14 protein-coding genes and 1 pseudogene are annotated in these 20,230 nt (G+C 57.9%); 8 read left to right on the forward strand and 7 right to left on the reverse strand.

From position 1 onward, the window contains the following. Positions 1–292 (reverse strand): annotated as a pseudogene (locus NKI41_RS12000) (calcium-binding protein); the annotation flags it as partial. Between the two features lie 941 nt (positions 293–1,233). On the opposite strand from NKI41_RS12000, the gene NKI41_RS12005 reads away from it, so the two are divergent. From NKI41_RS12005 to NKI41_RS12020, 4 genes are read left to right on the forward strand one after another with little or no spacing between them, the layout of a single operon-like run. After that, complete coding sequence (locus tag NKI41_RS12005) at positions 1,234–2,454, forward strand: glycosyltransferase (protein ID WP_352501390.1); 1,221 nt, start codon at positions 1,234–1,236, stop codon at positions 2,452–2,454. Further along, a complete protein-coding gene (locus tag NKI41_RS12010) occupies positions 2,451–3,707 on the forward strand; it encodes an O-antigen ligase family protein (RefSeq protein ID WP_352472460.1) in 1,257 nt (418 codons plus the stop codon). The genes NKI41_RS12005 and NKI41_RS12010 overlap by 4 nt, the downstream gene beginning before the upstream one ends. A 4-nt stretch (positions 3,708–3,711) precedes the next feature. Further along, positions 3,712–5,706: an asparagine synthase (glutamine-hydrolyzing) gene (gene asnB, locus NKI41_RS12015; RefSeq protein ID WP_352683281.1), complete on the forward strand. Its 1,995-nt coding sequence runs from the start codon at positions 3,712–3,714 to the stop codon at positions 5,704–5,706. 1 nt (position 5,707) lies between these two features. Next, positions 5,708–7,924, forward strand: a complete 2,217-nt coding sequence (locus NKI41_RS12020; RefSeq protein WP_352683144.1) for a GumC family protein — start codon at positions 5,708–5,710, stop codon at positions 7,922–7,924. A gap of 295 nt (positions 7,925–8,219) precedes the next feature. On the opposite strand, the gene NKI41_RS12025 is transcribed toward NKI41_RS12020, so the two are convergent. The 5 genes from NKI41_RS12025 to NKI41_RS12045 all read right to left on the reverse strand — a co-directional run bounded on the left by NKI41_RS12025 (position 8,220) and on the right by NKI41_RS12045 (position 14,218). Next, on the reverse strand, positions 8,220–9,269 hold the full coding sequence (locus tag NKI41_RS12025; protein ID WP_352501387.1) for a class I SAM-dependent methyltransferase: 1,050 nt from the start codon (positions 9,267–9,269) through the stop codon (positions 8,220–8,222). 99 nt (positions 9,270–9,368) lie between these two features. After that, positions 9,369–10,418, reverse strand: coding sequence for a glycosyltransferase family 2 protein (locus NKI41_RS12030; protein WP_352472464.1), 1,050 nt, complete (start codon positions 10,416–10,418; stop codon positions 9,369–9,371). Continuing rightward, the gene (locus NKI41_RS12035) at positions 10,415–11,665 is read right to left on the reverse strand and encodes an oligosaccharide flippase family protein (protein ID WP_352472465.1); all 1,251 of its coding nucleotides are present in this window, start codon (positions 11,663–11,665) and stop codon (positions 10,415–10,417) included. Before NKI41_RS12035 ends, NKI41_RS12030 begins: the two co-directional genes overlap by 4 nt. A gap of 459 nt (positions 11,666–12,124) precedes the next feature. Next, entirely contained in the window at positions 12,125–13,228 is a 1,104-nt protein-coding gene (locus tag NKI41_RS12040; protein ID WP_352683283.1) for an NAD-dependent epimerase, read from the reverse strand. Positions 13,229–13,507: 279 nt separating this feature from the next. Further along, the gene (locus NKI41_RS12045) at positions 13,508–14,218 is read right to left on the reverse strand and encodes a helix-turn-helix transcriptional regulator (protein ID WP_352683146.1); all 711 of its coding nucleotides are present in this window, start codon (positions 14,216–14,218) and stop codon (positions 13,508–13,510) included. 286 nt (positions 14,219–14,504) lie between these two features. On the opposite strand from NKI41_RS12045, the gene NKI41_RS12050 reads away from it, so the two are divergent. Continuing rightward, positions 14,505–16,244 carry a PAS domain S-box protein gene (locus NKI41_RS12050; protein WP_352683148.1) on the forward strand — a complete coding sequence of 580 codons (1,740 nt, stop codon included), beginning with the start codon at positions 14,505–14,507 and terminating at the stop codon, positions 16,242–16,244. A 181-nt stretch (positions 16,245–16,425) separates the two neighbouring features. On the opposite strand, the gene NKI41_RS12055 is transcribed toward NKI41_RS12050, so the two are convergent. Then, positions 16,426–17,103: a LuxR C-terminal-related transcriptional regulator gene (locus tag NKI41_RS12055; protein ID WP_023675618.1), complete on the reverse strand. Its 678-nt coding sequence runs from the start codon at positions 17,101–17,103 to the stop codon at positions 16,426–16,428. Between the two features lie 511 nt (positions 17,104–17,614). Here NKI41_RS12055 and NKI41_RS12060 point away from each other — a divergent pair. Genes NKI41_RS12060 through NKI41_RS12070 form a run of 3 tightly spaced genes read left to right on the forward strand, consistent with a single transcriptional unit; the run spans position 17,615 to position 20,198 of the window. Beyond that, a complete protein-coding gene (locus NKI41_RS12060) occupies positions 17,615–18,337 on the forward strand; it encodes a nucleotidyltransferase family protein (RefSeq protein ID WP_023675619.1) in 723 nt (240 codons plus the stop codon). 53 nt (positions 18,338–18,390) lie between these two features. Further along, on the forward strand, positions 18,391–19,527 hold the full coding sequence (locus NKI41_RS12065; protein WP_352683150.1) for a DegT/DnrJ/EryC1/StrS family aminotransferase: 1,137 nt from the start codon (positions 18,391–18,393) through the stop codon (positions 19,525–19,527). Further along, on the forward strand, positions 19,524–20,198 hold the full coding sequence (locus NKI41_RS12070) for a sugar transferase (RefSeq protein WP_352472468.1): 675 nt from the start codon (positions 19,524–19,526) through the stop codon (positions 20,196–20,198). The genes NKI41_RS12065 and NKI41_RS12070 overlap by 4 nt, the downstream gene beginning before the upstream one ends. Positions 20,199–20,230: the final 32 nt, after the last annotated feature.

The raw sequence follows: 20,230 nt of genomic DNA on the forward strand, positions 1-20,230 counted from the left end.
TCCAGTCGGATTCCGCCTTCAGGTTCTCGGCGGTTGCATAGGTGCCCCACCTGCCCGTGGGATCGGGCTCGTCAACCAGATAGAACCCAAACACATTCGGATTGCCGAGGAAGGGGGTCATTTTCTCGATGAAGGATGCGGTTACGCCCTCATGCTCGTTGAGGTACACCAGGCCTTTCATGCCGTCAGGCAATGCGTCGACCAGCGAAACATACTGAACGTCAGCCAGATTGAAGCCGGCGGTTGCGATTTCGGTGGCAGAACCACCCGATGCATAGTGCAGAGTTGCCATCCATAATCCCTCATTTTGATTCGATAGCGCCCCGCGGATGTCTGCCTACTAGAGGGTGTATATTAGCGCCAAATCACATACCTGCAGGCTCTGATAGAATGGTTGATCGCCAATAGGAATGCTGCACGGAAGGAGTAACTTCCATGGACATAATAAATAAGTAACAAGAATATGATCCCATCAAAGGGCCGTGTTTTATCCAGCCCATCTGGTTAGATTGAAAGACAGATAGTTAAATATCTAGAGCGTATCTTGCAGATCGCTGAAATAAACTTGTAAATTATGTTTCTATCTAACTGTTCACCCGCGCATTGAGAGATCAGACAGACGTTCACCTAAGAGCCAGACCCCTCCACAGTCTCAATCCCGCAACCAATTAGTTGTGGATAATTCGTAGGTGTCCGCGCGTTCGTCGCGTGAAATCGGTCGGCAGATCAGGTCGCCGGCGTCGGAACGGTCCGAATCGGCTTATCCGCTGGTCGCAAGGAGGCAGGTTGCGCCAGGAGTTGTGGCTGAGGGGTCGACTATCATGCCTGGTAGCACAAGCGGGACAAGCTGAGGCGCGAACCCGGACCGGGAGCTTAGGAATCCGACGCGCCCAGCGTAGAGCAGCCGTACAACGCACGACTGTCGGAAGCGCTTTCTTCGGTTGCCTTATCAGTTGCAAGTCCGGCTTGGCCGAACCCCTAGAGTTCGAGGCGCAATTCATCACCGTACCCGTTCCTATGCACCACCAGATGCCGTCGAGGCGGTTCGCGATACCCGTAAGGCCGTGATCCCCATGCAGTTTGCCTCATTCAAACAGACGAGGACAGTATGCAAGCCTCCTCCTACCGTATCCTTTCACGCGCACAGAAGTAACGAAGCAAAACCATGAAAGCAGATGCGAAAGGCAGTTACTTCACGCGACCGGAACACGGCGCACGGACGGGAGCTTCGGGATGAATCCGCATCTCGTTTGTGTGGGAGGCGAAGATCACGCCCTGAGAATTCCGTTCCTAATGTCGCTGCGCGAAAGCGGCTTCCGGGTCACGGCAGTTTCAACCGGCGATGAGGCTGCGTTTTTGCGGCATGGCATTCCGCATCGCCGCTACGGTTTCGACCGATTTGCCAGCGGCACTGGCGAGTGGACCGCTGTAAGAGCGATTCGGAAATTGCTTGCGGAACTCCGGCCTGACATCGTCCAAAGCTTCGATACCAAGCCTAACCTGCTGACACCCATTTCGGTGCGCGGAACGGTCCCGGTCGTGCGCACGATCAACGGCCTGGGCTGGACATTCTCATCGTTGGAACCGCGGGCTCTGGCCTTACGTCCAATTTTTTGCGGACTACAATGGCTTGCCTCCTTCTGGACGGCAGCGACGGTATTTCAGAATCGGGACGATGAGGCTTTCTTCAAGCGCTTTCGATTGATTGAACCTGGCAGCGGAAGAGTGATCCGCAGTTCTGGCATCGATGTCGATGCGTTCGCTATGGCGAGGCATCTTGCTCCGCCGGCGGCGAAAATGCGCCAGGAACTCGGGCTCCAGTCAGCAGAGATCGTAATTTTTGTGGGCCGGCTAACCCGCCAGAAGGGCATCCCGACGCTGCTCCAAGCAGTCCCCCGCGTCCTTTCTAAAAGGCCTAATGCGCGTTTCGTGCTTGTCGGCCCTTGGGAGTCCGAAGGTCCATTTGCAGTCGACAAGTCGGAAATCGATAGACACGCTCCTCATATCATCGCGCTAGGCCCACGACGCGATGTTCCAGCCCTTCTTGGCATGGCCGACGTGTTCGCCTTCCCCACACAATATCGAGAAGGAATCCCGCGCGTCCTGCTCGAGGCAGGGCTGGCGGGATTGCCCATGGTCGCCTCAAAGATGCCCGGCTGCAATGAGGTGGTCGAGGATGGATGGAACGGCTACCTAGTCCAACCCTACGACGCCGATGGCCTTGCATCTCGAATAGTCGACATCCTGTCCGACCGCAGTCACGGAAAAATCATGGGCGGTCGTTCTGTCGAACTCGTCCGTGAGCAGTTCGCGCTGCCGCGGGTGGTCGCTCAGTATTGCGATCTGTACGAAAATATCCTTGGCGCCAAATCCCACGGTGGCCTCGCCCGACCGGCGTATCCGATCTTAATTAGAGACGATGCTGTCAGCGGTAGATTGGATGTGCGCCGATGATCCGGGACGCGATCCTGGCCTGCGGGCTCGCAACGACCTATGCGGAGCAACTCGACATTCCCGGGTCGCCCTTGGGGATTGGCGAACTGTTCCTCGTGCTTTGGATCATGCTGTCGATCGCGCGCGTCCTTGCCGGCGGTCGCCTGGAGACCAGGCCGGCGCTGACACTCCTTGCAAGTTACTGGACGATCATGGCGCTGGCTCTGGGGGTCGGCACCGTTGTCGGCTATCTGACCACAGTTCTATACCTGACGGGCCTGATGCACGATACGATGGCCTACCTGCTGTTGGTCAGCGTCACCTGCCTTGCCGCTGCAGAACCCGACGCCGACCGCCATCTCCGTCGTACTGGCTGGTGGGTCGTGGGTATCGCGAATATGGCCCTTGCCATTCAGCTGGGACAGGGCTGGGGCTGGATCCCCCGAGCTGGCGTCGATCCCTGGTACTGGGACCGCTTTCGCGGCTGGTCGCACAATCCAAATCAGCTCGCGCTCTACTGCGCAATCTTTGGCCCGCTAGCCTTGCATCTTGCGACCACCACCAGCAATCGATGGGGCAGGTTTCTTGGGATCGCCAGCCTGTTCCTAACCTTCTATGTCGGGAGGCTGACAAAGAGCGATACCTATTTGTATACCAGTATCCTGACTTGCCTGACGTTCCTCGGGCTGCGGATCAGGACATGGCTCAAGACCGGTGGCAACAGGGGCAGCTTTTCACGGCAAGCCGTCCTCCTGTTGCTCGTCGGTATCCTTCCGTTGGCGATCGCGATAACCCCCTACGCCGTGACGGAGGCGAGCGTCCTCGAAAACTTCGCCAAGGGCCTGACCAAGGACAAGGGCGGCGAGGCCACTGCCGAAACCGCCGCACTCCGCGTGCATCTCTGGGACGAAGCAATAGAGAAGGGCGCGGAATCCGGGTCGTTGGGCCTTGGTCCAGGTCCGCATCTCGAGCGCCCATCAGTGTTCGAATCGCAATTTCTGGAACGACCCTTCGAGGCTCACAACACGATCCTCGACCTGTACACTCAAGGTGGACTTATTGCGGTTCTGGCGCTGGTCTGGATCGTCAGCGCCGCCATCGTGTCGGTATGGCGTGCGAAGCTCGACGCGCTGTTAGCGCTCGTGGTGTCAATCGCTATTTTCGGAATGCCGCACCTGATCATCCGTCACCCGATCGTGTGGTTTGCGCTGACCATCTGCCTTGTCGCCGGTGCTCCGAAAGCAGTTTCTGCAATCTCCAACAATCCGGGTTAATGGCATGTGTGGTATTGCCGGAATTCTTCTTGCCCCCGATTCAGCCGACACGAAGCCGCTCAAGGCAATAGAGCAAATGACGGCCGCGCTTCGTCACCGCGGACCGGATGGCGAGGCATTCTGGATACATAGCGAAGCCGGGCTTGCCTTCGGTCACAGGCGTTTGGCCATTGTTGATCTGTCGGAGGCGGGCTGCCAGCCAATGCATTCCGAAAGCGGCAGATACGTCATTACGTTTAACGGCGAAATATACAATTTCCGCGATCTGCGCTGCGAACTGGAAAGTACAGGTCGTCATTTCAGGGGCACCAGCGATACCGAGGTCATGCTTGCCGCTATTGAGAATTGGGGCCTCGAAAAAGCACTCACACGCTTCGCCGGCATGTTCGCGCTAGGACTATGGGATCTGAAGACGAGGACGCTCCATCTCGCCCGCGACCGAATGGGCAAAAAGCCGCTTTATGTCGCCTCAACACGTGATGCGCTTGTTTTTGCCTCTGAGTTGAAGGCGATCACCCGTTTTCCAGGTTTTTGTCAGGAGCTCGATATCAATGCGGCCGCGGCGATGCTTTCGAACGGATGGGTACCGGATGACAGCTGCATCTGGCGAGGCGTGTTCAAATTACCGCCGGGTTCGGTCCTGTCGGTGACGGCAGCTGACTTCGCCGCGTCGCGAAGTGCCGCCTCGCTAGCGCATCGTATTCGATACTGGTGGTCGCTAGCCGAAACCGCCGCCAAAGGGCGGGCGGAGCAGGTCGTCGGCAGTGACGAAGAACTTACCACTGAACTGGATGGCCTGCTTCGACTTGCCGTTCGGGAGCGCATGATCGCTGACGTTCCGCTCGGGGCCTTCCTGTCGGGCGGAATAGACAGCTCGACGGTTGTAGCCCTGATGCAGGCTCAATCGGACAAGCCGGTGCGCACGTTCACGATCGCTTTCGGAGAGGGCGGGTTCGATGAGGCTCCCCACGCGGCGGAAGTCGCGCGGCATCTGGGCACCGACCATACCGAACTCCACCTTTCGGCTGCCGTAGCGCGCGAAGTCATTCCAGAATTGCCGCAGATCTGGGACGAGCCTTTCGCTGACGAATCGCAGATACCAACTCTGCTGGTGGCGCGGCTCGCCCGCCGGCACGTTACGGTGGCTCTGTCGGGTGACGGTGGCGACGAATGCTTCGCCGGCTACGCCCGCCACTTCATGGCTGCCCGCCTGCGACGACAGCATACTCTGCCGTCGGCACTGCGTCGGGCGCTCGCGGCAGGCACTGGGTTACTGGCCCGTGCAGCCCGTCACGATCTCGTCGGGAAGCTGCCGCTTTCGGAGGGTGCACGGCATGCGCTGCGGGGCGACCGGCTGGATCGCCTCGCTCAGCTACTCGCTGCAGCCGATGAGGACGAGTTGTTTCGGCGACTGACGAGATCGTCGACGGAGAACCTCAGCCTGCACCAGCCCCCCTCATCAATCCACGTCGAGCACCGGCTTGATGGGCTGCTGTCCCGTCTTTTGTATGACGATATGCACGGCTACCTGCCCGGCGATATATTGGTGAAGCTGGACCGCGCCAGCATGGCCAACAGCCTCGAGGGGCGGTGCCCGCTACTCGATCATCGGGTTGTCGAATTCGCCTGGCGCCTGCCGACGAATACCAAGGTTCGTAATGGCAAAGGTAAGTGGATCCTTCGTCAGTTGTTGCGCCGGTACGTTCCGCAGCGACTGATCGAGCGGCCAAAGCAAGGTTTCGATGTTCCTATAGCAGTCTGGCTGAGGGGCCCGCTGCTCAGTTGGGCAAACGATCTTGTCGCCGATATGCGCATCTCCGGAGACGGAATTTTCGACCTTGCGAAGGTGGATGCGTGCTGGCGCGGTCACGTCGATGGCAGGCACGACCATTCTCGCGAATTGTGGCCGGCTTTGATGTTCCAGGCCTGGCACAACGAGGCAAGGCGGCCATCGCCGCCAGCAACGGGTTCTCGCGTGCCCGAACTTACAGGAGATTAAGATGGAAGGGTCCATAGTTAGCCGCATCCACCTTCCGCACGTTACCGAAATGCACTTGCCTGCGCGCGAAATCACTCCGCGCATGAAACGGCCGTTGCGTGAGCAGATGGACACGCAAACCCCGCTCCATCAGCTCCTCGTTACCCTCTCAAGAAAAAAGTGGTTCCTCCTGGCCATGGTCGTTGCAGGCGGTGTCTTGGCCGCGCTTGGAGGGCTTGCACGGCCTGCCCTATACGAGGCCACCACGCAGGTAATCGTCGACGCACCTAGTAGAGCAGCCCCTGCCGGCGGCTTGATCTCTGCTCAGGATCAGCTGGATTCCAGCATTGACGACCATATCACCATGCTCTCATCGCAAAGCCACCTGCGAAGCGTAGTGGCAGCGCTGCGCAAAACGGATGCTGCCAATGGTGCTAAACAGGCTGGTGCTCGAACCGGAAACCATCCTCCGAAGCCTGTTGGCGTCGAGCCGCTGAATTTGCGCTCGGTTCCAGCCGATTTGCTGGCCAAAATTTGGCCGCGAAGCACGCCGGCGGAGCCAGATGCGGCTGAACTCAAGGTGCTGCGTGAAGGTATGAGGATCGGCCAGGAGCTGCGATCGAGAGTTATCAGTGTCGGCTTCACAGATCACGATCCGGCGCGAGCCGCTCTGATCGCCAACACGTTCGTCGAAGTGTATATTGGCGATCTGGCAAGGAAAAGCCAAGCGTCGGACAGGCTGGAACTCGACTCGATAGTCTCCGGGCTGCCGACTATACAAAGCAGTCTGGCAGAAGCGACCGATCGTCTGGAGAGATATCGGTTGAGCCATGGCGCGGTCGATCAAGGTGCGGCGGACAATGCTGCCAAGGAGACAGCCGAACTCACTCAGCAAATTTCCTTGTCGAAAGCGGACCTCTCCGCAACGGAATCTCGACTCCAACACATTCAGGACTTGCGAAAGGGGGGCGCGCCCGTTGCCTCGGTAGCCGAAGCCATCGAATCACCCTTGCTGGCCGATCTCTTGGCAGGCCAGGCCAACGGCACGGCAGATGAGAATGTCACAAATGCGATCGATCGTGAGATCGAACAAGAAATCGCCCGCGTCGCTGCTGAGGCAAACATCTATCGCTCCCAGATTGCGGCGCTGCAAAAGCGTAAGGATGTCCTAGATGCGGTTGTGGCCGATACAGCCGGCCGGCTTTCCGGACTGCGTGCTCTCGAGCCGCAGGTCAGCATCCTGACGCAGCGCTACAACGACCTTTTGACCCGGCAACAGGACTTGATGCGGCGTATTGCAAGTCCATCCCCCGGAGTCAGGCTTCTCTCAGCGGCGTGGCCCCCTACCAATCCAACGACTCTTTCGCCAATTTTTCTTATTCCGCCTGGCATGGTCGTGTTTGGCCTGATTGGAGGGATTTTCATACTTGTCCGCCAACGCTTCGATCGCACTTTGCGCGGAGAGGCCGAAGCTGAAGCAGCGCTCAAGGTTCCGTGCCTCGGGCTAATACCCCAGGCTCCCACAACGCACGCGAAGCGACTGCAGCAGCTGGTTTCAGGCCAGCAGGGGTGCAGATACAGCCGCGCCGTGACGTCCCTGCTTGTCGCCGCGGCGCCCCAACAGGCAAGGGATTACTCGAACATAATCTTGATAACATCCTGCGGTGAGGATGATGGCAAGACCGAGCTCGCATGGAGCATGGCCTTGGCGGCCACCAGACTTGGAGGGCGAGTACTCTTCATTGATCTGGACCGCACGGACCACCGCCTTACGGGCGAGTTTGTGAAGGAATTCAGCGCACGTAAGCCGCACAATTTTTTCGGAGACTATGTGAGTGACCGTTGTGCACTGCACGATGCGATAGCAGGAATGTCGGCGATCGGGATCGACTTCATGGCGCTCGCACCGTCGGAGGATCTGCTGCCCTTGCTGTCCAGTGTCGACGGCTCCCCTTTCAAAGATGAACTGCACTCGATCTATCGGGTCGTCATCATAAATGGACCGCTGGGGCTTGAGGGACCAGAGGCCAGGCTCCTGACAGGCTGGGGTGACGTGGTTCTTTTCGCCGTTCGCTGGGCGAAAACGCGACGCAGCATCGCGCGAGGCGTTTTGGACCTGCTTGCGGGCGATGCACCAGCTTCGGTCCCCGTCGCAAGCGTTCTCACGAAGGTTAATCTCAGGAAGCACGCTGGTTACCGGTTCGGGGACAGCGCTGACCTCTTGCTGGAGAGGACATGACGAGCGCGGCTCTTGTTGTTGCGCACTTCCCGCTTGGTTGAAAATCACCGCGCTAGGCGCTGCGCCGATCGGCTGCTGGGCGCGGGCCATCCGGCAGTAGCTGGGGTTGTCGCGGAGAGATCCATCCGGAGCGTGGGTCCGAAGTGTCACAACGGAACCTACGGCCAGGAGCCGCCGGACGGGCATTCATGAATTCCGGACCCCATCTGAGGCAACGCGCCTGACGCCGTCCTTCGTCTGCTTGGCGTTCACCGCGCGCCTAGTGGTGTCGAAATCACCCTTCACGCGGACCCGCTCATCGCTGCTTGGCTTGGCGATGAATCCGTAGCGCAGGTGACGAGACTTTGTCGATCTTTGCCCAGAGTGCGCTCCCCCCCATCGTCGATGCATTCCTGACCGCGTATGCCCATGCCGGCAACCGCGATGGTGAAATCGCAAGGGCAGTCAAACCTTGCGCAATCCGTTGCGCTTTGCTTCGCGGCAGGGCGCGCACGAACTCACTCACGCTACCTGGTTTCTCTCCCTTTCGGAAAAAGCTGTGGACGATGTCTTGTTTCAGGAATTTGGCGAGATTGAACGGCTCCCGCTCGCACTTGCTCAATTGCAAGCCGTGCCGCTGACATATGGCATCGAAGGCTTCTTTCGTCCATCGGCCGATGTGGTTTGGTGGCATGTCTATGAGCGAGCCATGGGACTCCATGTAGTAAGTTCTGTTTTCATTTGGCACGGCGATAAAGGCAGATCCTTGCGCCTTCAGAAGATATTTCAATCGAGCAAAAACGTCGTCCACTTGGTCCATATGCTCGAAGACTTGAAACATGAAAATAAAGTCGAAGGACTCTTTCATAGAATCGAAGCTGTTCATCCGAAAATCGCCTGAATAGGTCTTAAAGCCTTTCGACGCCAGTACAGACCTCGCCGTTTCGTTGTAGTCGACCGCAGAGATGTCGGAAACATGGAAGAATTTATTCTTGATGCGATCGAGAAAATATCCGAACCCAGACCCCACTTCGAGGGCAGTTTTTCCGCCAGTCTTCAGGCCCGCGAGCTCTTCGATAGTCCTTGAATATTCCCATTTCATGGTCGGATAGGAAGGGTACGCCCAGGCTAAGTTATAAAATTCAACGCCGCCAGCGACGAAGGGATCTGCAAAACCGAATCCGCAATCTGCGCATTTGCGGATATCGCATGTGTTGCTGCCCCAGAGATCCGACAGGTGGCTTGTTAATTTTCGAGAGCGATCGGGGTCCTGACGCGGATTGATGAAATGTCGAGAGGCCTCATCTGCTGTCACTTCGAACAATTTCGCGGTTGATACACTGGCACACGCCGGACAAATGGTCATCTCGCTTACCCCTAAAGGCCAGACCGAAGGAAAGCCGCCTTCGACGGTATATGATGCGCCCCAGCCCGCCCGCCGTCGCGCTCGACGATGCCGCCATGCTCAGAAGCTAAATCGTCTCAGGCTACGCAATCGACCCAGTCTCGGGCGGATCGCGAACACGTAAGTAAGAATGTGCTGGCTCGCTATTTTCATAACTGACGGGCGAAGAATTTGCATCGCATCTCGGATCGTCGCCCGCCAGGGTTGCTGGTGGAATCTGCTGGGAAGACGAGCAACCCGCAGCGCCCGTAACAGAGTCTCAGGGCAGGGAAGATGTTTACGATCCTCGATGAGGTTCCAGTTAAGCTCTTTGACGGCAAGCGTTACCTGATCGACCTCATCGAAACTCTTGGTTGTAGTGATGCTCGGGTGGTTCGTCGCGTCGTAGAAGATCAAGCCATCGTTTATCGCGACCATGTCTCCGTGGCAGGCCAGATCGACAAAGAACAGCTGGTCGACTCCAGCTGGGATTGAATTATGGGCGCGCATCAGGCAACCCGCGTGAATGACGTCGCGGTTGATCAAAAGCGTCGATGGGATGATCCCAAGGCTCCGCGTCGTGCGGACCAGATAGAGGTCCGTCAGGCATTGCTGGCTTGAGTAGACGGAAATTCGTTGCCGCCCCTGCGGTGGCAATCGGAATTTCATCCGATCGTCCTCAATTATATTGGCTGCACAGGTCATGAATGCAGCTGAGGGATGCTTGGTGGAAACCTCGGCAAAGGTCTTGAGTGCGCCCGGGGCGAGCCAGTCATCGTCATGGAGCAGCTTGATCCATTTTCCGGCGCAAGCGAGCATGGCATTGTTGGTATTCTCTACCTGACCGCGGCCCCGGCAGTTTTCGACAATTCGGATGCGAGGCTCGGTCCGCGCATACTCGGCCACGATTGCCCAGGTCGGTCCGTCCCGGCCCTCGTCGTCGCTGACGACCAACTCCCAACTGGAAAAATTCTGACTCAGAATGCTATCCATTGCCCGACGGATCGTGTCCGGTCGGCGAAAGGTTGGGATTGCAACTGAAATGAAAGGGCGCAGTCGCGAAGCATCAGCGCGATGATGTTGGTCAACCACAGCGGTCGTTTGGAGCTGATCAAGCTGCGATTGTTTCATGGTGCTTTTCCCTCGAGATGATGACCTTGTTTTGGTATGGCAGCTCCCGCTGGTTTAATGGCATGGCTCAAAATATACAGAGAGGCCGCCGTTTTCAGTGCAAACCCGACGCCGCCGCCGGCCGCCATCAGATAAATGACCTTGAGTGGTTCCCAACCTGCCTCAGCACCGGCAAGAAGCGGACCAAACACCAGCGCCGTCCGCGCGCCGTCGACGAGAAGCCGTAGCTCCTGCCGGCGCAGGAGAGCTGGGACATCTTGAAGCGGCGTCGCCAACGCCTGCGCAGCCCCCATGAACGCCAGCGCGGTCATAATGTCTGCGGCGGGAACCCAGGGCGGGCCCAGCAGGGGGACGACAATATATGGCGCAGCCAGGCCAAGCGCCAATATTGGCAATGCAGTGAGGCAGGCTGAAAGCATCAAGAGGCCGCGTGCGGTGCCGAGCAGATGTCTGCGATCACTGTTTTTGTTCGCCTCGGAGACAAAAACATTGCTGAGCGGGGTGGCGATCAGCGTGACCGGCGCAGTCACCAGCCGCGCTGCCACGCCCAGGTAACCCGCAAAAGCGGCGCCAAACAGCGAACCAACAAGTATTGCGGGAAGATTGATAATGGCGAAACTCGCGAGAGCTGAGGGAATGTCAAATAACGGAAACTTGTATTCTCGCCTGGCGACGGCAAAGACGGTACGCCACGGCGCTCGGGCGACGCCGTGTAAGTCCTTCCAGCTCAGAATCCGAGAGCCGAGGAGTCCGATAAAAATGAATTGGCTCAGGATATGGGCATGTACCATCGACTCACCTCCGAAATGGGCGAGCCCAAAAATCAATTGCAGCAGGGCCATGGTCGCCGGCAAGATCAGGCGGCCGAGGGCGAAGTCTCGTAGCAGGCCTGCGCGCAGGCTCCAGCAGTTCATGGCTTCGACGAGACCTGCGCCCGCCATCCCAAGTGGAACGAGCCAGGCGAGGTGGCCGACCCGCGCTGGAGCGATGCTCGCCCACAGCAGTCCTGCCGCAAAGGCGAGGACACTCGTCACCGACACAGCCAGGAGAATGAGCTTAACAGTCACATACGCCCGCGCATTGTCCTTGACACCATAGAGAGAGGCCTCGAAACGCAGTGCTGCGATCGCGCCGAGGATGTTTACGATCGAAAGATAAATCGTGAAGATCCCGAAATCTGCCGGGGAATAGAGCCGGGCCAAAACGGGAATAGCGGCGACGAGAGTCAACTGACCGGCAATCGCCATGGCCGAAACGCCTCCTGCCGCGCGCAGAATCCTGCCGATCGGGCTTGGAGGAACACGGGTGATTATTTTCTCGACCGTAGGAACCGTCCTGGATCTCAGAAAGTAGCTTTGGGACATGAGCTCGCGATTCCGAGGAGGCAAAATGCGGTTGACCGGAGCTTACGATGGGGCCTGAACGTCACCATCATCCATCTGAATGACATCGTTCGGCGGAGCGGCGATGTAGCGAATTCTTTGTGCTCCGGGCGGGGCACAACTGCAGCTCTGAAATTGAGACCGCTCGTTGGACTTGCCCGCGATGAACTGATTTCTGCGGGATCGCGCGGGCATCGATGCTCGGGAATGTCGTCGTCACGTTATGCGGTACCAACTGGATCTTTTGACCAGACCAGCAGCCGCGACAAGGATGGCCGACGCGTGGATTCGTCGCTCCGACAAGGCGCGGATTACACGGTGGGCTTACACATGCATTAACGTTTGTTGCTGTGTGCTGGCTGCGATGTTCGTTCCATGAAAGTCCCGGTACCATTCGACAAAGCGTTGCACTCCGTCCTCGAGCGTTGTCGCCGGGGCGAAGCCGACAGCGTTACGAAGATCACTCACGTCGGCGCGAGTCTCCAGAACGTCGCCCGGTGGTAGAGGCACTTCCACGCGAATCGCCCGGCAGCCAAGGGCGGTCTCGATGAGCGAAATCAGCCGGTTAATCTCCTCCGGCCGGTCGTTGCCAATATTATAGACGCGGTACGGTGCAGAACTTGTGGCGGGATCTGCGGTAAGAAAATCCCAACCCGGGTCGGGTCGCGGCGGTGCAGCGAGTGCTCGAACCACCCCCTCAGCGACGTCGTCGATATAGGTGAAGTCTCGCCACACGCGGCCGGCATTGGCTACTTCGATTGGTTTCCCCTCGATAATCAAACGCGTGAACATGTAGACTGCCATGTCGGGCCTGCCCCAGGGGCCATAAACGGTGAAGAAGCGCAGTCCGGTCACGGGCAAGCAGAATAAATGACTGTATGAATGCGCCATGAATTCGTTTGAACGCTTGGTTGCGGCGTACAGACTGACAGGATGGTCTGCGCCGTGATGCTCAGAAAACGGTGTGGTTCGATTTGAGCCGTAGACGGAGCTCGACGAAGCGTAGACGAGATGACTAACGCCGAAATGCCGGCAGCCCTCAAGGACGTTGAGAAACGCCACTATGTTCGATTGCACATAGCAATGCGGGTCAGCAAGTGAATGACGCACGCCGGCCTGAGCCGCGAGATGGACAAAGTGTGAGGGGCGAAATTCTGAAAACAGCAACTGAACGCGGGCGGCATCCGCCAGATCAATTCGCATCGAAGTGAAGCCCGGCTCGGCACAGAGACGTGCAAACCGCGCTTCCTTGAGTCGTGGATCGTAGTAGGGGGTGAAATTGTCGACGCCGATGACTTCGACACCCAGACGCAAAAGCCGCAAGGCGACGTGAAAACCAATGAAGCCTGCAGCACCGGTGACGACGATCGGTCCTATCGGGGCGAGTTCCTTCACGGCGCGGTCTGACCGGGATCGGGCGGTTTCCATATTTTCCGCAGAAAGAACGGAACCACCGTTTAAATCATGATCCAATTTTTTGCCCCTTCGACGTCACTCGACAGTGTCGAATTGCCTATTCCGAGATCCCGGCCAATTGTGCCGGGATGTTATGTGCCGGGGCGTCGGCGTTGGCACAGATGAGCAGGCGCCGGCCATGCGCTGCGCAACGTGACCTGCCAAGCTAGGTTGGAACGGCCTCCAGCACCGGTCGACCAAGCCCCGTCGCATGTGGATGCCGCCAACTAGACCCCAACAACTGCGCGGCCCTTACGGCAGGACCGAAATACGCCCAAGAAGGGCCACCAGTTCCGCCTGGCGTTTTGTTTCGGTCTTGGCGAACAGCGAGGCAAGCTGGGAACGGATCGTGGTGCGGCTGAGACGCCAGCTGCGAGCGATCTCCAAAGGTGCGTCGCCCTGGGCCAAGCGCAAGGCGAGGTGCGTTTCTGCGCTCGTCAAGCCAAACATTCTTTGCAGCGTCCGAGGATTTGGCCCCGACCTGTTGTCGCGATCCAGCAGCGCCACAATGCTCGTTCCGTCGGGAGCGATAACGCCGTTCTCGTTCAGTATCACCGGTCGGTCGCCCCTGCTGCGGATCACCACCCAAGACAACGAGCCCGGCAGGAATTGGCCCGGAACATTCGCGATCAGCCGCCTTAGGGCGGCCGTAAGTCCGCTCGCCGTGTCGGCCGCTTCGCCCTGGCGCTCAAGCGTGGTTTGGGCGGCTGCGTTCCACTCGACTACTTTTCTTTCGCGATTCAGCACGAGATAGCCACAGCCAATGCGATCAAGCACGCCGGTTATGGATTCCAGACTGCGGCCTTTTGGTTCGCCGAACCTTGCGTCCAATGGATCCGATGCGCGATCGGGAAGGTGACCAGAAGAGGGCCGCGCATTCCGCGCTTCAAAATCATACTTGGTCCTCGTAACAATATACCGATTGTTCGAAGAAGCATCGACCTGTCTATCGATCAGATTCATTTTCTACCCCTAACCCAAAGTTTCACACGCCCGAAATAAGTATTCGGGATTCATGTAGTCTTCTATGTGTAGCTGGATTATAGTCTTCTATGCGCTGACGGATAATACGTTCATCATCACCTTGAAAACTTAATATGATCCGACAGTTCTAAGGCAGCTCTTAGGCCCCGCTGCGTCCGATAAAATGCGCGCTATGATAGCGGTATGGCAATCCGGCAGTGGTACTAAGCTGTACGTTTTTTGCTCTAGTCTCGACGGGCTAGTCAGAAGGTTGTAGTCTGTGTCCATGAGCTCGCAGTCGCGCAGGTCGAATTCGAACCCGTCGGGCAGATTGCTAACTCATATTGCGTCTGCATCGGTGTTAGCTGCCACACTGATATTTGAAATAAAATCGTCAGCCTATATTGGGCAAGGCGCCAGTTTTCTGGAATTTATTCCGGCTATTATTATTATCGCTTATCTCGAAGACCGCGTACCTGCGCTCGCTGCGACCATTCTGATGGTTGCTGTCGGGCTGTGGGCACGAGGACACGATCAGATTTCAAGTGGAGACTGGGCACGCGCAATCCTGCTTCTGGTTTCGGGTGGCGTGATTGCCATGACCTTCCATCGTCTGCGGCAGGACTTGCGTGAGTTGCTGGAAGTCGCGGAGGCCAGGCTCGCTGCCGTCGAGGCGACCGAAAGCCGCTATCGTTGGGCCTTCGAACGTGCTGCCATGGGATTCGCGAACACCAACAAGAAAGGTGAGTTGCTGCAGTCCAACAGACGCCTTTGTGAGATGACCGGGTACAGGGAGGAGGAGCTTGCCCAATTACAGCTTGATACGCTCGCCCATCCGAACGACCGGGACACCTTGGCGCAATTGCTGGCGAGGCTGGGCAATGACATTTCTTCGTTCGTTTCGGAGGTGCGTCTGTCACGAAAGGACGGTACGGCATTCTGGGCCAGGCTAACGCTTTCTTCGTCCGTACCCGAGGGTGGCCTCTCGGAGAGCATCTTCGTGGTGGTCGACGATATTTCGGAACGACGCGCTGTTCACGAAGCGCTTCGGGCCCAGAAGGAATGGCTGGACCTCGCTCTGTCTGCTGGACGCTTGGCCACGTGGCGCATAGACCTTAAAGACGGGGTAGTCACGGGCTCGGACACGTTCTGGGACATTCTCGGCCTGGCCCAGGCCAATAGCCGCAGTTTGGAGGAGCTGTCAGCTGTCGTTCATCCGGCGGACTGGCCAAAGCTGGCGGCATCGAGAAAGGCCGCACCATCGGTCACGAATTACGATGTCGAGATACGCGTCCGCCGACCGGACGGACATATCCGCTGGGTTGCCCTGCGCGGAAGGGAGGAAAGACATGATGATGGTGGACAGCGGCTTGGAGTGGCCGCCGACCTGAGCGAGAGACGACAAACCACGCTGCTGCGCGCCGCGGCAAAGAAGCGGGAGCGCATTATGCTCGAACAGCGTCACAGATTCGGCAACGTTTTCGCGGTGATCACGGCGCTCGTGAAAATGGTCGATGCTCCTGGAAACAATGTTGCCAAATACAAGGAAATGCTGATCGACCGGATACGCGCGCTTGAGGCAACCCATCTGCTTCTTTCACGCAACGGCAGCGTATCGGGGACGCTAAACGATCTCGTTGCGCAAGAATTGCAACCATATATCGGAACACGCGCCATATCGGTCGGCGGTCCTTCCGTGACGATGTCGGGAGGCGCCGCCGAGAGTTTTGCGATGATCGTTCACGAGCTTGCCACCAATTCCATGAAGTATGGAGCGCTTGGCGATCCAAAAGGCCGGATCGACGTAAGCTGGACGTTCGCACCTGAAGACACAGGCAGCGAGATCGCGTTCGAGTGGGTGGAATCGGGGCGGCGGCGGACCTCGAGCGTAGTCCGTCATGGCTTCGGTTCCATGATAATCGGAGTGGATGGAGCGCCGCTTGTCGGTCACTCTCCCAGGCTGGAAATATCGGACCAAGGGTTACGGTATTCGCTGCGGCTGTCACGCAAGGAAATCGGATTGTAGTGCAGTGCTCCAATCGCAAAGCAGATATCTAAAGGCGGGTCGCGCTGAGCGGCCTTTGAGATGCGCAGGGTTCCTTCCAAGAATGTCGTCGGCCCAAAGCTGCGCCGCGGCTTTGGGATATGCAGTAAAATGCATGAGGAGTCTTGCGACGCCGTTTGCACGTCCAAAAGGACGCGGCGCTCTAGCTGGCATGTCTCGAAAGCCAAGTCTTCAGCATAACGGCAGCCTCGGTCCGATTGCGTACCCCCAATTCACGCAGAACCGCAGCAGCGTGGATTTTCGTGGTCGCCTCCGCGATTTCCAGATCGCGCGCAATTTCCTTGTTTGAATAGCCTTCCGCCATCAGCTTGAGGACTTCCTTTTGCCTCGAAGTCAGCCTGCCAAGGTTGACGCCAGCGGTACGCCTCTGTGGGCCTTTGTCGTCGGAATGGGTATGCGCGTGGGTTGTTTGCGTCGCTCCCGGGCGTGACAGAAGTGCAGGAACATAGATGCGGCCGGAGAGGATTTCATTGACGGCCAGAACAACCTCTTCGTCCGTCTGCGATTTTACGATGTAGCCGTGAAGCCCGATCGACAGAGCCGTGAGTATTTCCGAGCGTGAATCGTTTCCGGAAACGATCGCAAATCGCGTGTCCGGATAGGCAGACAGGATCCCGCCGAGCACTTCTTGATTGAACAGGCCCGGCATATTCAGATCCAGGATCGCAAGATCCACGAACGACTGCTCTGCCAGCAAACTGAGCACCGCGTCGAAACAGGACGCTTCAAAGATCTCCACACCTGGAATGCCTGCGGTCAGTGCCAATCGCAAGCCGCGACGATACAAGCCGTGATCGTCGGCGATGACGATTCGATACATTGAACTACCCCAACGCCTATCTGAATGGATTGAACGGTAATGGCCTGAAAATCGTGGCCATCCACTCGTCGATTCATCCAGCCGACGCTGCGGCACCCCCAACACCGCAAACGCCAGATTTCTAATATAATCTTAAATGACGGGAAACGCTCCTCTTTTTTTGCCCCTTGTGAGCGAAACCCGCCGAACGTCGTCGAACATACGTTCTGACCTTTTGGACAGCTGACAGACCGGCCGGTCGTTCAGCAGTGCTATAGGTCTAAAGATATAGAACAGCAAAACGGCTGAATTGTTACCATTCGAATGCACGACGACATCCACCCTGACGGCCACATACCATCCAGATGCAATGTCCGGATCAGCGGACAGTGGAGTAATCTCACCGGTCTTCTACGGGAAATCTCACCGGTTCTTCTGAGGGGACAAGAACGCGTTTCCCGGGTGCTGACCAGGGCAGGATAGCCGGCCCGTGACGATGGCGTTCAGGCCGAATGAACAAGGGAGGACCAGGATGAAAGCGGTTATTCAATGTGGAGGAATGGGAACACGCCTCCGCCCCTTCACTTCGGTCTTGCCGAAGCCGCTCATGCCGATCGGCGCACGGCCGGTTCTCGAGATGCTTCTGAAATGGTTGCGACGCAACGGCATTCAGGAAGTTTATATTACAACCGGGTATCTCGGCCACTTGATCCGCACCGTGTGTGGAGATGGCTCGCAGTGGAACCTGAAAATTCGATATACGCAGGAGATGGAGCCGCTTGGCACCATCGGGCCACTGTCTTTGATCAGGGATGAACTGACGGAGCCATTCATCGTTCTCAATGGCGATGTCCTCACGGATCTAAGCCTCAGTCGATTTGTAGCAGCGCACCGTAAGCACACCGATCCAGTGACGATCGCAACAGCCTGTCGCCTGATCAAGATGGATTTCGGCGTCATCGACGAAGTCGACAATACCGTGCAGGTCTTTCGCGAGAAGCCGACGCTTTCGCATCTGGTCAGCATGGGAATTTACTGCATGAACCCGGATGTTCTGCAGTTTATCCCATCCGGCATACCCTTTGGGTTCGACGACCTGATGCTGCAGATGATGCAGAACGGCACAACCGTGCACGTGTACAAGCATGAGGGTCTCTGGCTCGATATCGGGCGCGTCGACGATTTTCAGAACGCACAGACCATTTCCTGGGAAGACCAGTCGGCCTCGATCGAGGTCACTGCGACGGCTGCATGATGATGATGAAGTCACGAGCCCGGTTCCCACAGTTATCAGTCTAGGAGGTTGTGATGCTCTTGGTCAGTGCCCCGATCTTGGGTGTGCCGGAGAAGACTGCTTTGACCAGGGTCATCGACAGCGGCTGGCTGACCATGGGGGAGCAGGTACGAGCCTTCGAACAAGCTTTTGCCGACGTTCATGATGCGGAGGATTGCGTCGCGGTCAGTTCCTGCACCGCAGCGCTTCATCTCATTTTGCACGCACTTGGCATCGGACCGGGCGACGAGGTGCTGGTGCCATCCTTGACGTTCGTGGCGACCGCAAATGCGGTCCTCTATGTCGGTGCGACGCCGGTTTTCGTCGACATCGAGTCAGCCGACGTGCCGCTGATGTCGATCGTGGAAGCCGAAGCGAAATGCACGGCCCGCACCAAGGCAATCATTCTCGTTCATTTCGCCGGCTACCTCGCCGATCGGGAACAATGGCAGAGGTTCGCCCGTGCCCGGGGGCTGCACATCGTCGAGGACGCCGCGCATGCGCCGGGCTTGAAGGAGGTGGGGACATTTGGTGCCGCGGCCGCCTTCAGCTTCTACGGCAACAAGAACATGACCACGGCGGAAGGCGGGGCTGTGATCGCCAGGGATGCCGGTCTGCTCGAGACAATCCGCCAGGCGCGTGGACATGGGATGACCACCGGGACACGTCAAAGGCTGAACAGCCGCACCCCTCAGTATGATGTCACCATGCTCGGATTCAACTATCGCATGGATGAATTGCGGGCTGCGATCGGACTGGTCCAGCTGCAAAATCTGCAGGAGTGGAATGAGATCAGGCGTATCCTGGTCATGCTGTATCGTCGTCTCATAGCGAAGCATTGCCCAGCCGTGACCATCCCGTTCCACGAGCCGCGGACGTCGGCCTACCACATCATGCCTATCCTTTTGCCACGTTACGCCGACAGGCAAGACGTCATCGACGCACTGCGCGGGCAAGGGATACAAACCACTATCCACTACCCGCCGGTGCACCAGATGACGCTCTATTGTGAGCTCATTCCCGGTACTCACTTACCGCGCACTGAAGATTTCGCCCAGCGCGAACTGACTGTACCGCTGCATCCGCAGATCACCGCACCTTTGGTCGAAACGGTGGTGGTCGCTCTTGCCGCGGCGGTCAATAACTGCGCTCAGACAGGAACAGCCGCATGAATGCCCTGGACCTAGCCATTCACAGGCCTAACGGCTCGAGCGCCGCCCATGGGTCTGCGAGACGAGCAATCGATCTCGTCATTGCTGCAGCCGCGGCGATCGTCTTCGCCCCGCTGATGCTGCTGATTGCCGTGGCGCTGCTGCTGGAAGGCGGTCGGCCCATCTTCTTCACACAGACCCGCGTCGGGGCCGGTGCTCGCCCATTCCGCATGTACAAGTTTCGCAAGTTCAGCGTGCAATGTGACCCCGGTGGCTTGGCTCTGACCATGGCCGATGACAGCCGCATGACGCCGATAGGACGGTTCCTCGCGGTCACCAAGTTCGACGAACTGCCACAGCTTTGGAACGTCTTCAGAGGCGAGATGGCAATCATCGGGCCACGCCCGGAGAGCCTTGCCTTCGCCGATTGTTTTCGCGGGGGCTTCGAAGACATTTTACAATACAAGCCAGGCTTGCTGGGTCCAGCCCAGGTTCTCTTCCGGCATGAAGCCCGTTTCTATCCGCGATCGATGGACCCGCTACTGTTCTATCGCCAGGTTCTGTTTCCTGCCAAAGCCAGGCTCGACCTTTCCTATTATCCGCAGCGCACGATCGGGTCCGATGTTGTGTGGATGGTGCGCGGCTTGCTGGCGGTGCTTGGGGTGGTTTCGCCGTCGCCGATCGGAACTTGAGAGCAGGTGGAACACCCGCACTCTCGTGGATT

Origin of the sequence: Mesorhizobium sp. M0601 (assembly GCF_040320845.1) — a bacterium.
Taxonomy (GTDB): Bacteria; Pseudomonadota; Alphaproteobacteria; order Rhizobiales; family Rhizobiaceae; genus Mesorhizobium.